The organism is Pseudobdellovibrionaceae bacterium, from assembly GCA_023954155.1.
GTDB lineage: Bacteria > Bdellovibrionota > Bdellovibrionia > Bdellovibrionales > UBA1609 > JAMLIO01.
The window spans coordinates 14361-29068 of record JAMLIO010000005.1 but is presented as its reverse complement, the minus strand read 5'-3'; the positions used below and the strand labels follow the sequence as shown (position 1 = coordinate 29068).

Annotated in this window: 15 protein-coding genes; 8 read left to right on the top strand and 7 right to left on the bottom strand. The window is 42.0% G+C overall.

Annotated features, from left to right (window positions below; translation table 11 throughout):
- Positions 1-53: 53 nt before the first annotated feature.
- A complete protein-coding gene (locus tag M9899_07110) occupies positions 54-2153 on the bottom strand; it encodes a DUF4105 domain-containing protein (GenBank protein ID MCO5113927.1) in 2100 nt (699 codons plus the stop codon).
- 61 nt (positions 2154-2214) lie between these two features.
- Positions 2215-2889 carry a 5'-methylthioadenosine/S-adenosylhomocysteine nucleosidase gene (locus M9899_07105; GenBank protein ID MCO5113926.1) on the bottom strand — a complete coding sequence of 225 codons (675 nt, stop codon included), beginning with the start codon at positions 2887-2889 and terminating at the stop codon, positions 2215-2217.
- Between the two features lie 130 nt (positions 2890-3019).
- On the opposite strand from M9899_07105, the gene M9899_07100 reads away from it, so the two are divergent.
- A complete protein-coding gene (locus M9899_07100; protein ID MCO5113925.1) occupies positions 3020-3592 on the top strand; it encodes a DUF924 domain-containing protein in 573 nt (190 codons plus the stop codon).
- A 6-nt stretch (positions 3593-3598) separates the two neighbouring features.
- Here M9899_07100 and M9899_07095 read toward each other — a convergent pair whose 3' ends face one another.
- Positions 3599-3997, bottom strand: coding sequence for an Rrf2 family transcriptional regulator (locus tag M9899_07095; protein ID MCO5113924.1), 399 nt, complete (start codon positions 3995-3997; stop codon positions 3599-3601).
- A gap of 209 nt (positions 3998-4206) precedes the next feature.
- Here M9899_07095 and M9899_07090 point away from each other — a divergent pair, with 209 nt between their 5' ends.
- On the top strand, positions 4207-4644 hold the full coding sequence (locus tag M9899_07090) for a group III truncated hemoglobin (protein ID MCO5113923.1): 438 nt from the start codon (positions 4207-4209) through the stop codon (positions 4642-4644).
- A gap of 204 nt (positions 4645-4848) precedes the next feature.
- Positions 4849-5520 (top strand): hypothetical protein, encoded by a 672-nt coding sequence (locus M9899_07085; protein MCO5113922.1) that lies wholly within the window; start codon positions 4849-4851, stop codon positions 5518-5520.
- 163 nt (positions 5521-5683) lie between these two features.
- Here the strand turns inward: M9899_07085 and M9899_07080 are convergent, their stop codons facing one another.
- The 4 genes from M9899_07080 to M9899_07065 all read right to left on the bottom strand — a co-directional run bounded on the left by M9899_07080 (position 5684) and on the right by M9899_07065 (position 9036).
- A complete protein-coding gene (locus M9899_07080) occupies positions 5684-6118 on the bottom strand; it encodes a plastocyanin/azurin family copper-binding protein (GenBank protein MCO5113921.1) in 435 nt (144 codons plus the stop codon).
- 279 nt (positions 6119-6397) lie between these two features.
- Positions 6398-7477 (bottom strand): hypothetical protein, encoded by a 1080-nt coding sequence (locus tag M9899_07075; GenBank protein ID MCO5113920.1) that lies wholly within the window; start codon positions 7475-7477, stop codon positions 6398-6400.
- Between the two features lie 15 nt (positions 7478-7492).
- Entirely contained in the window at positions 7493-8050 is a 558-nt protein-coding gene (locus tag M9899_07070; GenBank protein MCO5113919.1) for a YceI family protein, read from the bottom strand.
- A 179-nt stretch (positions 8051-8229) separates the two neighbouring features.
- Complete coding sequence (locus M9899_07065) at positions 8230-9036, bottom strand: c-type cytochrome (protein MCO5113918.1); 807 nt, start codon at positions 9034-9036, stop codon at positions 8230-8232.
- 228 nt (positions 9037-9264) lie between these two features.
- Here M9899_07065 and M9899_07060 point away from each other — a divergent pair, with 228 nt between their 5' ends.
- The 5 genes from M9899_07060 to M9899_07040 all read left to right on the top strand — a co-directional run bounded on the left by M9899_07060 (position 9265) and on the right by M9899_07040 (position 14708).
- Positions 9265-11139 carry a DeoR family transcriptional regulator gene (locus tag M9899_07060; protein ID MCO5113917.1) on the top strand — a complete coding sequence of 625 codons (1875 nt, stop codon included), beginning with the start codon at positions 9265-9267 and terminating at the stop codon, positions 11137-11139.
- Positions 11140-11240: 101 nt separating this feature from the next.
- A complete protein-coding gene (locus M9899_07055) occupies positions 11241-11816 on the top strand; it encodes a hypothetical protein (GenBank protein MCO5113916.1) in 576 nt (191 codons plus the stop codon).
- A gap of 27 nt (positions 11817-11843) precedes the next feature.
- Entirely contained in the window at positions 11844-12260 is a 417-nt protein-coding gene (locus tag M9899_07050) for a hypothetical protein (protein MCO5113915.1), read from the top strand.
- Positions 12261-12328: 68 nt separating this feature from the next.
- Positions 12329-13597, top strand: coding sequence for a TolC family protein (locus M9899_07045; GenBank protein MCO5113914.1), 1269 nt, complete (start codon positions 12329-12331; stop codon positions 13595-13597).
- Complete coding sequence (locus tag M9899_07040; protein ID MCO5113913.1) at positions 13587-14708, top strand: efflux RND transporter periplasmic adaptor subunit; 1122 nt, start codon at positions 13587-13589, stop codon at positions 14706-14708. Before M9899_07045 ends, M9899_07040 begins: the two co-directional genes overlap by 11 nt.

Below are 14708 nucleotides of genomic sequence, written 5' to 3'. Positions count from 1 at the left end.
AATAATAAAGACTCAGAAATTCTAAGTTATAAATCTAAGTCCGAATCCAGAGCCTAGTTGTTGCTTAGCACTTTATCAACGATGGGTGTGACAAGGTTTGTGGCATCGGAAGATTGTAGGCTTTTGACCATTTGTTCGATCTGTTCGTTAGCACTTTGTTTGAAACTGTCGTTCACGCTGTCTTGGGATAAGCAAGAAATTGGAAGACCCAAGATATAAAAGTTAAAGCGGATGTCCATGTCGATGATTCGTTGGGTTTCTAAATCCATGTTCACTTTAAAAATATTAAAGGATACGAATTTGCCTTCAAAAATATAATCTACAACGGAATAGCCTGTGGCTTCTCCTGCAAATTTCCCTTCTAGTCTTGGTGTTACAGCCAAACGGCTCTCGCAAAATCCAGAATTCATAATGGACATTTGCCCATAAGCTTTAGGTTGCGTTCTGGCTTTTAACCCACCAAAAGATCCAAACTCCATATTGAACTGAGGTACACTTTTATCTTGCGGTGTTAAAGTCACATTCAAAAGCACTACGGGCTGCTCGGAACGACGTGGAGCTTCGGGAATAATAAAACTGCTGATGTTCACTTGAGGGTTGGCCACAGCTAAGGTTTCATTTCTCTCATTCAATCCACCTAACACCTGCATAGAGACCGACCACGCATCTTTTTTAAGATAAAACTGCAAAGCAATGGCGTAAGCCTGAAGACCAAACTCAGGAATGCTTTGAGTTTGAGTGGCACGCGCAATGCCCGCAGACACAAGTCCAATATCTTTATGACTGATCTGATAAAAATCAAAAGGTAAACGGGCTTGCATGCTGCTCACTGTATTCAAGTTGACCTTTTGTCCTCCACCCTGCCAAGGCACAAGGTAGGCCACCACTTCTACAGCTTGCTCAGGCAGACTGCCATTGATCTTTTGAATGCGCTTTTCTAAAGATGAAGAGGCTTCTTTTAAGAATGTAAATAAAAAATCTCTGGAATCGCCTTGCGCTAACATCAAAGATGAACCCACTAAGTGTAAAGCTCTAGGGACCGCTTCATAGGTCAAAGCTTTGATCTCTTGTACGGCTTGCAGCTGCTCTACGGATAAAAGTCGTTCTTCAGGGCTAGAGATCACAAGCGAATAAGGATGATCTTTAACATAAGGTAAAAAACCAGAACTTGTAGAATTGATGCTGGTTTCAGGCTTATAACCACTGATCCCTTTCATCAGTTCTTCATCTAAATCTGCAAATCGTGCCTTTAAAATCTTTCTTTCTTGTAGGGCACGGATAGAGGGGCCCGCAACAGGATCGTTAGATAAAACGGTCAAAAAAGGTTCTGCACGGCCTTGCATAGAACTTAGTGCATCTAAAATTCCAAAGGCATCCGTAGTACAGTTCTCACTGACTGTATTATAGAAACGTGAAAACCCGTCACGAGAGGATTTTTCAATTCCAAGCAGAGCAATGTGAAGTTTTTCTTCTTGGGGGATTTCAAGTTCGTACTGTTCTGTGGTGTTCTCTGTGCTTTCTGCTAGTCTTTGATGGCCTGATAAAATACGAGCCATAGACACATAGTTGTCCACAGCCCCTAAAGCAAAGTTATAAGGAACATTCACAGGACGACCCGCTTCAAAAGAGATCACCAGATCAAACACCTCTGTGGTCTTTTGTGGATCAAGTTGAGAGACCAGCTTCAATGGGCTTTGGTTGGAAAATTTAATTCTTAATTGAGTGTGCGCAGCAATGACTCCAGAAATCGCTTCAAAGCGCACCACATGGAAAAAAACTTGATCCACCACGGCGTTTAAAGACAAAGCCGCAGTCCAGTACTCATCTAAATGTCGATAGTTAGAAAATACGATCTCGGATTTGTTTTGATTTAAAATTTCAGAGTAACGAAAACGGTCTGTATCCACACACTCATTACCATATTTTTTTGACCCCTTAGAAATACGGTGAGGACGCTCAAAAGGGTCACTAGGTGACAAAGCACAAGAGGCATCCAAAGTGGCTGCATCTTCTAACACCAGCATATCGCGTGTCAGTGTTAAAGGTGATGTGGTTGGGGCCGCATCAGCCCACGCACTGGTTGTACTTCCTAAAATACAACCCCAAAGGATTGCAACGACAACAACAAAGTTCTGTTTAAGATTCTTACCCATCTTCTATCTCCCCTCTTAAGATAGGCTCCTATAGCAGCTTTTAGGGCAGAAGTACACTGGCTCAGATCAAGATTAAAAGAGCTTGGGCCAAATTTTTCATAGCAGGCTTAAGGTGGATGGCAAAATCGTTTAACGTTTGGGCATTGGCAAGGTCTGTGATGGCTCTAAGCTCCACAAAGTCTACGCTTAGGCCCTGACAGGCTCGTGCTCCACCCGCCCCTTCCCAGGCTACAGCCAAGGCCCCTGTCTGTTCGTAAAGTTCCCTTGCTCGCTCTTCGCTTACAATGTCCTCATCGCCACTAGCAATACTGCCAAATTTAATTTGTTTTGTATTTTGGGCTTTATTTTTCAGTTCAATAAGAAGAGACTCTGAGACTTGAAACTCTGGGTTTTTATGGTCCAAAGCGCTGGATTTAAAATCATGCTCTGTGGTCTTTTCCGCCAAGATGACATCACCCACATTTAAACTCGAACTGAGAGCCCCCGCACTGCCCACACACCAAAGTTGTTTCACTCCAGAAAAAAACTGTAAGGCTCGCGCGCAGGCCAAAGCAAAGTTCACTTTCCCATGTCCCCCCACCATAATGGCCAGATTCTTTTCTGGAAGCAGATAGATCTTTTGTCCCTGTGGACCTCGATCCTCTTGCACAAAAACGCCGACCTCATCTTGGAGAGCTTCTACAAGAAACTTCATTTCAACTTTAAGAGGGCATAACACCAAAGTTCTAACTTGCATCACGGCGTATCCTGCCACAGATTATAGGCAAACTCATTATAATTTGTTAAAACCAAAAGATTCTAGGGGCTTTCACGCTTAAAACTCCCCAAAAGTTTTTAGATGTAAATCCACTCACCAAGGAGACACAATGTCAGACTACAAAGGGCCTTTTCCACTTCCGCAAGCATGGAAAGATGTCATTCGCTTTTGGTATGAAGAGAGTACTGAGCAAGACTGGTTTACCAAAAACCCCGACTATGATGCAAAGATCCGAGATCGTTTTTTAGGCTTACACACTATGGCCAAAAACTGTGAACTTGAAATCTGGCGTTCTCATCCTCTGGGGGCTTTGGCTGAGGTGTTAGTTTTGGATCAATTTTCAAGAAACCTGTTTCGTGGACAAGCCGAGTCCTTTGCGCACGACAGTTTAGCTCTAGCCTTAACACAAAGGGCCTTAGAAACAGGGCTTGCCGATCAATTGAGCCAAAAAGAAAAATGGTTTTTACTTATGCCTTATATGCACAGCGAATCTAAAGTCATTCACGCACAAGCGATGATCCTTTTTCAAGAACTCGGTCTGCAACATGTTTTAGATTTTGAAATTGCTCATAAAAAAATCATTGATCGTTTTGGACGCTACCCTCATCGCAACGAAGTGTTAAAACGTCCTTCGACAGAAGAAGAGATAGTTTTTACAAAGAGGAAAAATAGCTCTTTTTAAATGTCTTTACGAAGTCAGATCATTGAGAGTTTTGCTGGCTAAAGAATCCAGAAAAGAATTGAGAGCCTCGTTTAAAGTTCTTTGCAGTTTGCAGTTCTTAACAAAAGAACAATCACACTTGGTATCCTTAGTAAAACAGACGGCAATATTAAATCGCTTTTCTGTTTCTACAATAATGTCTTTTAAATTTCTTTTGCCCATATTTTTATTTAAAATTAAACCGCCAGAACGGCCCTTTACGGTTGTGATAAAATCGGCTTTAGCCAACTGGTTTGAAACTTTAATCAGATTGTTTTTAGAAATATTTAAACTTTCTGCCAGTTCATTCAAAGTCACCAAAGTCTTTTTTTGGTTCAGATACATAAGAACACGTATTGAGTAATCCGTATGATCTGTTAAATGCATTAACTGCTCCTTAGCTGAGTGTGCTTTATCAGATCGCTCTCGTAATGTAAATTGCCAGACGATCCCGTCCCTATTCTGGCAAAAAAAAACATACCTTTTGGTGCCAAGATTGACGACTTAAATTTAATGTTGTATTTGCAAGACAACATTATGGTAAACTCTACAATCATTCCATAGACTTTCAAATAAGGTCTTAAAAGCGAGGATTTATGCCCCCTCAAAAGCCAGAACCGCAAACCTCAATCCTTGTCTACGGTGTAGCTTTTACCCATCTTGAAATTTTTCAAGTTATCGACGATTTCTATACCCGCATACAACAAGATCCTATTTTATCAGTTCCCTTTCAATCTGTGCACGATTGGCCTCATCATATTGAACGTCTGACACATTTTTGGTGGATTCGTTTTGGTGGAAAGCCCTACCTTTTTAGTGATTACAATCCCGTACTCAAACATTTTTTTGCAGGCTTTAACGACATGCTTTTGCAAAGATGGCTGGGTCTATTCCACGCCACCATTGATGAGCACTTAGACCCCGAACAGGCTGAACTTTGGAAGAACGTCTCTTCACGCATGGGACAGGCTTTAAGTATGAAAAACGAGATGTACAAACAGCAGCACAACGCCCAGAAAAAAGAGCAGGAATAAAACTTTGTGAAAGAGACTCACTTGGGTCCCCAAACTACACTGGGGCCAACAGACGGATCTCTTTTCAAAAAAACTGACCTGTCTTTATCCTCAAAAGCGATAAAACGGTGCTAGAAAAAAAATCCTCACTTTTTTACAAAATATCTAAAGTTTAGAAACCTTTACGTTTATCTGTGGTTGCAGCTTTGATACCTTGGAGGACCTATGAAGCGTATTTTTACTTATTTAAGCCTATGTCTTTTGATCACTGGGGGCTGTCAAAGCACACAAACATCTCAAGCCTCCCCCACCACTTACTTTCCTGACGGGAAAATCTTTATCTCTAAACAGATCAATTCAGACTTTTCTAATGACTTGCACAAACTGGTTGAACTCCATTTTTTTAATAACAACAAAGAGTGGGTGGAATTAGAAAATGTCACCGTGCAACTCTCTCCAGATTTCAACGGCGTCCTTATTTCCAAACCCGAACATATCGAAAACTGGGTGGAACTCAGAGCCAACACCATCATAAACACTTCAACCAAAGGGTATCAGTCCGCAAGCCTAGCCTTTGCCGCTATTGGACTGGGAGCCTTGTTTGCTGAAGTTGCATCTAATAGATACACGGGAGCATCAGATGCGTTCCTTGAGACCTCTGACATTATGAGTGACGCCGCTTACTCTGCTGAAGATGATGCTCATAGAAAGGTCAAACGTGTTTTAAAAAGTGGGCCACTGGAAGACCGACTGGTCCTACCCCCTGGACAGAGTGTTCGTCGCTGGGTGCTGATCAACACCCCTGACAAACAGGCCCCACAAAACATTTATCTTTCATACACAGGCAAAGGAATGATCTCTCAAAACCAATTAGAAAGTCACTTCGTCATTCAATAATTATTTTTACCAATGACACCCTAAGTTCTAGCCCCCCCTAGGTAGGAAACTTTAGGTCCAAGCTCACAACATTAAGTAGACTTAAAAAAATAAAAAAAATCCTCAGTGTTCAGGTGAGGATTTTTTAATGAAAAAAACTAATTTGTGAGACAAACTTAGAATTTTATTTTGTGACTTTTAAGATGCCCTTCATGATGGAGGCATGGCCTGGGAAGGTGCAAAGGTAAGGGTAGTTGCCTGGTGCGGCTGGGGCTGTGAAAGTGATAGTGTCACTTTTTTTACCGTCTACCATTTTTGTATGAGCTAAAACATCAGGGCCTGTGGCTAACCAGCCTTTGCCAGCTCCAGCAGCAAGACTGTCTTTAGCGACTTTATCTTGTGTGCCTGGTTTTACTAAAACCCAGTTGTGAGGCATGCCAGTAGAAGCATTGGTGAACACTAAAGTGACCTTTTCACCTGCTTTGACTGTCAACTCAGCCTTATCAAAAAAGAGCTGTTCACCTTTTGTTGAAATGTTTAGCGTAGCAGCTAATGCACTACTGCTGAATGCGAATACGCCTAAAAGAATCAAAGTCTGAATCTTTTTAATATTTTTCATAGTCTTTACTCCTTATAATATGATCACAACGACCTTTAAATATTATGACGACGTCTACTGATGAGTCTGCTCACATCTTTGACCCGAAATCACATTTCAGCTTTCAAATCCAAGACCACAGTCAAAAGTTAGATATGGTATCTAACTTAATCCTCATAAAGGCGATAGGCAATTTAAATTCACAAAATAGAAGAGGGCCAAAGCAAATAATGGCCTAATTGCAAAAAAACTAAGAAACTTCTAAGCTACGGGTGCAACAAAATGCACCACATGCCGTAATTATAGGTAATAATGCATCAAGAGCCAGGCGTAGTCGGCGTTTTTAACATTGCGGCTTAAAACGTTTTGTTTTGCCCAAACCCCTTGGATCTCTATATGAGGACGGGGAAAGAAAGTAAAACCCAAGCCATAAAAGTTTTGAGTGGTGGCATCAGCAGATAAATCTTGTTTTCTTAAATCTTCCAAAATAAAGACATGCACACCCTTTTCAATTTCGTAACCTAATTTAAGGAAATGATAAAAATCATTTTGTGATGAACCAAAAACATCACGTCGCTGAAACACATTGTCTGACAACAGATACATGTGTTCTGATAAGCCTACCATCGCTGAAAGACCCAACATGGTGTTGTTTTGAGCTTTAAAGTGTCGTCCTAAAGACACTCCTAGCTGTAACTTCTCTGTGAATAAATAATTAAACTGTCCAAATGCCGCATCGGCTGGATTGCCGTTTTCAAGTTCACCTTGACTGACGGACAAGGACACGTCAAATTTTTCTTCAGTATAGATCATTTCTGCTGTATGACGTTCGGCCTGTATACCAAATCCTATCCCCGCTCTGGATGACAAAATATGATCGGGCATTCTTAAACCAAAACGAGGAATAAATTTACCCACACGCACATTGAGCTTTTCCCATAAATTCACCGCCAAATAATAGCCAGGCAAATACCATCTAGAGCCTTCTTGTAAAGTGTCAGCCCCTGCCTGCACACTTAAAGCCCATCTGTCTGTCTGTGCGCCGATTTCCACCTGCTGTTGCATTTCAATAAAGCGCCCCATAGCCATAATTTCATCTTTATAATGAGACTGTAGCGCACGATAATCTCCTCCCACACGCAACCATGTGGGAGTCTTTTCTTCGGATAATGCTCCATAATGCCACTCTTGTTCACCTTCATACCCCCAAGTGCTGACCAACTCTTTAGCTAAAGCACGTCCGTAAGGAGTTAAAGCCCCTCCCCCTGAGGGAGCCACATGACAAGTGGTGCATCTTGCATAACCATGACGAATCATATCTGGAAAAGCATGGGCAAAAGGGCCGTATATAAAAGTAAATATCAAAAGTTTCCACATCATAATTTTTAACATCCACTATAAAGTTTTAATTTTGCTCTCGACGTTGACCACAACTTCGTCTGCCACTGTCACTTTCATGAAAGTCGGAAGATCAATTTTAAAATCGGTAATTTTAAGATCAAATTTTGCTGTGATCTTTTTACTTTTATCAATAGAATATTCAAGAACGACAGGTTTTGTAACATTGTTAAGTGTAAGAAGAGCCTGTGCCTTTTGGGCTTTGATGTCTTGCACTCCGATCTCTGCACCCTCTGGTAAGGCGACATCTTTTAAGTGCAGTTCAATGTAAGGATGCTCTGCCGCTTTAAGATACGTCTCTTTAAGATGCTTATCTCTTAGCGCAATACCCGTCACCAAAGAATCCACTTTCACCTTTAGTACGCCATTAAGCTTATGACCCTCAACCTTCACTTCACCTTCTGGACCTTCACCTTTACCATTGATCTTTAAAAATCCTGGATTACCTGTAGCCAAAAACTGAGTCTTGCCCTCTTTTTTGTTAAAAGACATTACACTAGCTTGAGCCCATGTGAAGATCCCACATAGACACATCAAAAATAATATCGCTCTCATAAACACTCCTTTGTTATTCATGTTTTTGTTCATTTTTTTATCTGATCTTTTTTTGTCATTTATATTCATATTTTTAATTCGTTTGTTATTTGATTTTTGTATCTGTATCCATATTTTTAATTTACTATCTTTAGTTTAAAATTACCTTTTTACTGCGCATCTTCTTTTTTTCATTCCACCTATCTTGGCTTACCTAGTCTGACCCATCGTCTTAAGGTTTCCACTTCCACGTCTGAAAGGGCTGGTCTTGGCCTTGGAGGCATACGTCCACGCTGGATCTCCTTAAGGCCATCCTCGATCTCTTCTCTGACATTAAAGTAGGTTTCTAAATTTACACCTCCACGGTTATTGCCCGCATCGGAATGGCAACCCACGCAGTTGGGTTGTAAGATACGACGACTGATCAGCGCGTAATTGATGTCTGCATCTGGTGGGACTTGGGTTAAGGTGGTCTCCACAACAGGAGGAACTTCGCCTCCGCCGCCATCACCACCAGTACCTCCTCCTCCAGATCCCCCAGTGTTATCAGAAGGAGAACATGTGGTAGTAGCAGCAAGGTCTCTGGCTTCTAGGGCTCCTTGAGCAACCCATGCCGAGATCATACTTTTTTCGTCTGCTGTGAGTGTCGCTGAACCTGGGGGCATGATCCCACGCTCTACGGCAAACTGAATCTGTGACGCTCGAGCCTTGGCAGTGGCAAAAGTAGAGAGGTTGACTCCCCCAGAAGGACGCCCCGAAGAGTGACAGGACACACAACGCGCATCAAAGACTTGCGCCTTCACCGTCTCATAGGTGATGGCGTCTTCGGGAATTCCGTTTCCACTTGGCATTTCATCTGAGGGTGTACACTGAGCATTAAGATCATCAGGTCTGCCACCACCACCTGGACGTCCTCCTTGAGGGTTTTGAAGTTCCATATAATCACAGGCACAAAGTCCCACCAGCATGAGACTGAATACTAAAAACCTTACTGTCTTAACTCTCATCTTTAGGTCCCCCTGACTTAGAACGCCTTACCTTACGTAGCGACAAGTTAAAGCTGGCCATAAAATGCGGGAATGGACGTGTCCTTCTCCCTCCGCATTGTAGTGCCAAGCCGACATCTGCCTGACATTCTTAGAGTCCCTCTCTTTAGCTGCTTTGACCACAAACACCTTTAAGCAAAAATGTGGTGATTTGTTGTGATTTTTAAAGCTCCATGTTAGCCTTAGGTCATGCTTAAGAAGGCCCAAAGACTGTATTTGAACTCCCAATTTGAAGAGCTCTCGGCCCTTCCCAATGATTCACGCATTGTGGGGTATAAAATGGGGGCTTTGTTTTTTTTAGGAGAACACGAAAAACTGCGCACTTTATATAAGGCCCATGTTCATGAAATGGATTTAGAGCAAAAGATCTTAGCCCATTTTCACATGGGATTAAGTTTCACATCCACGTCAGAGTATAAAGCCAGTCAGAAGTTTTTTAAAAGCAACCTTATACTTTCAAAAACCCACCAGCTGACTAATTTTAACACCTACTTTGTCTTTCAAGGGCTGAGCTTTTTTGCCTACTTCTTTTCCAAACATAAAAAGAGCCAAGCCTTAGCCAAGAAGGCTTACTTTTATCTTTTAAAAGAACCCAGGGAGGCTGCATTTTTAGAAATTCTTAATTTAGAAATTCAAGGCTATAATGCGTTCCATCTTGGTGAAATCAACGCAGGCTTCAAACATTTAGAAAAGGCCTTACAGGTTTCAAAAGTTCATCCACATCTCAAAGCCTTTGGTCAGCCCATCGAGTTTGCACTCTTAAAATTTCAATGCGAACACTCGGTGGATTTTATAAAAAATATCTCTGTACTGCTGAACGCCCAAAACTCACCTCATATTGATGCCGTTTCTCGTATTGGGCTATGCCTTGCAACGGCAAAAATATATTTTTTCCTGGGACAGTATAAAAAAGCGCACAACTATTTAACGCAGAACTTTCATTTTATTTACAGCTCACAGAATTTGCGTCTGATTGCTGAGTCTAATTTATTTTTAGCCCGACTGCTCTTGCATAAAGGCCAGCCCCACGAAGCCTTAGCCTTTATCAATACCATTAGAAGTAATCTTAATCCCTTTGTGGACAAAAAACTGATCCTGTCTTTGTTGCAACTGGAATTTAAAATTCTAAAACTTTTAGAATTGCCCTACCAACACATATCAGAACAGATCACATCCTTACGCACAAATATTGACTCTTACCAAAACACCCGCAGTCACTTAAGGGATTTAGGACAGAGAGGAACTTTTATCCATGGACAAGACTCTATGGGTGATCTTTTGGACGAAATTCAATTCCATTGTGGCCCTCAAACTCTGGATAAGATTTTAGACCTTAAGGCTTACCATTTGCTTTTTAAAGCTTTAAAACTTTCAGAGCAAAAAAATTATATTCTCATTCATCACACACAACTTCTGCTCATCTCTTCAGATGAGATTTATCACAGCACGACTAAACTTTCAAAAACTCTGATTCGTATGCTTCATGAACTCTCTTCACCTTGTGACAAACAGCATCTGATCGAAAAGGTTTGGGGCTACCATTACGATCCTTTACGTCACGACTCTTTAGTTTATACTGCTCTCACCCGTCTGAGAGTGGCACTAGAACCCATGAGTCACTGGATCATCAACGACGACACAAATTATCAACTTTTATCTGATGTAGAAATCCAGTTTATCCAAGCCGCACCTCAGACTCTATCTACCTTAGCCCAATCTCACGCTTCTACTTTTTTGAAGATGCCTCATGCTGCTTCTTCTGCCGCTACATCGTCTCACTCGTCGGCTTCTTTGGCACCGACTCGTACTGCGGCTTCGGCTCCATCACTTCAACCTCTCACCTCAGCATCTGACCCCACACTCCCGCTTTTAGAGATGGACCTGAATCTGCGACAAATTCAATTTTTAAATCTTAAGGACTCTACGACGGTGAACGTAGAAACTTACGCCAAACACTGGAAGGTGACCAAAATGACGGCCTTAAGGGACTTAAAGAAACTATGCGACCTAGGATATTTAAAGCGCCTAGGAAAAGGCCGTGCCACAGAATACTACCGTCTATAGAAACGCGATCTGCAATTTAAGCCTTACTGGCTGATTTTTACGAGTTTGAGCTTTGACATCTGCCCCTAAAATATTGATATAGTGAGAAAAAGGGGTGTCCTATGCACACAAAGCAAAAGCCTTTTCCCACTCTGATGTTTGCCGCCATATCTACCGCCGTTCTTACAGTTTTTACGTTATCGTCTTTAAACTCCTTTGCCTGTGCAAAGACCCGAGAAGGCGTTTATGAAATTCCTTCTGAAGACCCTGCTTTACAAGCCGTAAATCAGTTTGTCGCACGTATCAAATACAGCAAAGATCTGTTAAGAACCGATGAGATCGAAGTCAGACTGCCTCAAGATATGACAGGAGTTTTTAACGAGTTCACACTCAAAAAGATCAACAATCAATGGACCACATCCGCAGACATTATTGACACCATCGACTGCGAAATCACAACCGAATTTACTTGTGCTTTTTTATTTAAAAACACCTCTGTTATGACTTCCACCACTCCAGAAAATTTTGTCACCAACACGGTCACGCCCAATAACCCTTTTATGATCATTGACCTTCTGCGCGCAGAACAATCTATGGTAGATCAAGGGCTTGATCCTTTAATGATACAACAAAGATTAGCACTCATAGAGCAATTTGCCTCTGAACCACGAGGAATCTTAAGATATCCCTTGAAATAGCCGAAAAGAATGTAGGATAATATGAGAATGAAGACTTTCTTTTCCATACTGTTTGGGCTTTCTTTTCTGGCTTTTCAAGTCAATGCTGGGCAGTGCGTTGTGGACTGTCTACCAACCCAAGCCGAACACCCACAGATGGATGAAGAAGCCGACCACTCTTGCTGTGAGGGTATGGCCAGTCACGATGAAGAAGAACAAAAAAACTCTCATCATTGCAATGAGACTCATTGTTTAAGTGCGCTGACTTTTACATCTAAAGCTTTGGCATTCTCGTCTACGTCTTCATCTCAGGATGACTTCCAAGGAGCACTTGCTCCTCAAGATTTAAATTGGAGCCTTGCCTCGAATCTGACAGAGCCTCATCCTTCCGATCTGGATTTTTGGCTTCTCCCCACTTCCAAACTGGGGCTTTACATTGTTCTAAAACGCCTACGCGTTTCTTGATATTTCTCCATACATCATTGGTTTATGTCTGAAGTTTAGAGTTTCACTCTTTCTTAAGGAGAAATACTATGCGATGTCTTATGATCGCAACTCTCATCGTGTTCTTGCCTATGGCCACCCAAGCGCGCAGTGGAGAATTCAAATCTCTACATGACTTGGTTCTTATGGCTTATGAAAAAAGCCCTGAGGTGAAAAGTTTTGAATTTGAAGCCAAAGCTCAAGAGGCCTTCATCACAGCCGCTTCGGGATTAGACTCTCCCATGGTGGGCCTATCCATGAATGACCAAAACGGAAGCTGGTCACAGTATCTGACTGTATCGCAACAGGTGCGATTTCCTAATAAATATTTTCTCAGCTCCAAGGCGCAAAAGGCAGTGTCCAAAAGTGCTTCTGCACTTTTAACCGAAGCACGTTTGCGAGTGCGCAGCCAAATTTCTGTTTTATATTATTCGCTGTACTCCACACAAAAAGAAATTCTGCTCACAAAAGCCAATATGGAATCCGTCAGAGAGTTCGCTCGTGTGGCAGAAAAAAAGTACGCAGCAGGAAAAACGGCACGATCAGATTCTATGAAGGCTCACTTTGAGTTGACTCAACTGGAACTTGAGATGATCCGCCTAAGACAAGAAGAAGAGGCCCTTCAGGCTAAGCTTTACGCCGCCATTAACGATACAGCATGGACGCCTCTTCAACTGGCCTCTAAAGAATTAGCACCTCCAGAGTTTTACGAAAACAGAGTGCAAAATGAAAAAGAAAAGTTAGAAGACCTTCTCACTTCACATTCCCCCACATTACAAGCTGCAAGTTTTAAACTTGAAGAAACTCAAATTCGTTCACGCTTAGCACAGTGGGAGTATGCGCCTGATTTTCAACTCCAGTATCAACACAGAATCAAGGGAAATGCCATGGATCGCAGTATGTTTGGTGTGGGGGTCAGCATTCCACTTTGGTTTTGGAATCAGAACTCTAATGTCCAGGCCGCCAAATCCCAAAAGCTTGCACAAGAGCATAAACTTAAAGACTTAAATTTAAAACTTTCTGCTGAAGTTTTGGATTTACTGGGAAAAGTCAAAACAGGACTGAAGACTTTGAAAGTCTATCAAACCAGTCTGCTTCCTCAAGCTCAAAGCACTTACAACTCCAGTCGTCTAGCCTACCAAGCCAACAAAACATCTTTTTTAGATTTGCTAGACAGTGAACGCTCTTTGTATCGAGTACAAACTGGATACTATAAATCCTTAAGCCTGTACGTCACAGCTCTCAGTCAGCTTGAAAGTCTAATGGGCTTTGAAGTTTCTAACCTTGCCACAACCAAAGGGGTCTCTTATGAAAAATAAAATCTTAATATTTGCTGTGATATTCGCCCTGCTGATTGGCCTTGGGTTATGGTGGACACAAAAACAACGTTCCTCCCACAATCATACTCACCACCACACTTCTGCCGAACATGAAAAATACATTTGTCCCATGCACCCTCACATCACTTCAAACACCATGAGCACTTGCCCTATCTGCGGCATGGATTTGGTCTTAGCAAGTGAAATGGATGAAGATGAAGACTACGAAGGTGAGAGTGAGGGCGAACAGAACACTCAGGTCAAACCTCACACCCCGCAAGGTCGTGCTCCTGTTAGGCTTTCTTTAGATAAACAACAGATGATTGGCGTTAAGGTTGAAAAGGCGCAAAAGAAAAATCTTTTTAAGTCCATTAAAGCTCCAGGGCGCATTGCTTTTGACCCTGAACTTTACACTGCACAAAGCGAATACCTAGAGGCCTTAAAACAATGGAAGCGAGTACAAAACTCTCCTCTAGCTGAGGTGAAATCTAACACCCAACAGATGATCAACTCTTCAAAGATCAGGCTTAGGGTCTTGGGACTTTCTGAAGAGCACATCAATGCACTGACTCGAAGAGGCTCACAGTCAGAAAGTTTACTGGTCGGAGGACAAGACAATATTGTCTATGCCGACATTTTTGAAATTGATCTTCCTTATATAAAAGTAGGACAAGCCACACAGATTACAGCTGGATTTTTACAAGAAAAGTTTCTGCCTGGTAAGGTCACCTCTGTAGACCGAGTGATCAATCCCGAAACTCGTACAGCTAAAGTCAGAATTGAATTGCTTAAAAGTGATCCTGCTATTCGACCTGAATCCTATGTGAACGTCACCATACTGGCTCCTTTGGGTGAACATCTCTCTGTGCCTCTTGAGTCCATCCTTGATACAGGAGTGGACGCCTTTGTCTTTGTTAAAAAAGGGGAAGGACGATTTGAACCTAAAAAAGTTCAAGTTCTCTTAGAGACCTCCACGGATGCCGCTTTAGTGGGAGACATTAAAGAAGGAGACCTTGTGGTTGTTGGCGCCCAATTTTTAATGGACTCCGAATCGCGTTTAAGGTCAGTGATTCAAGACGGATCAAGTCCATCACAAGAGCACGACCACTGA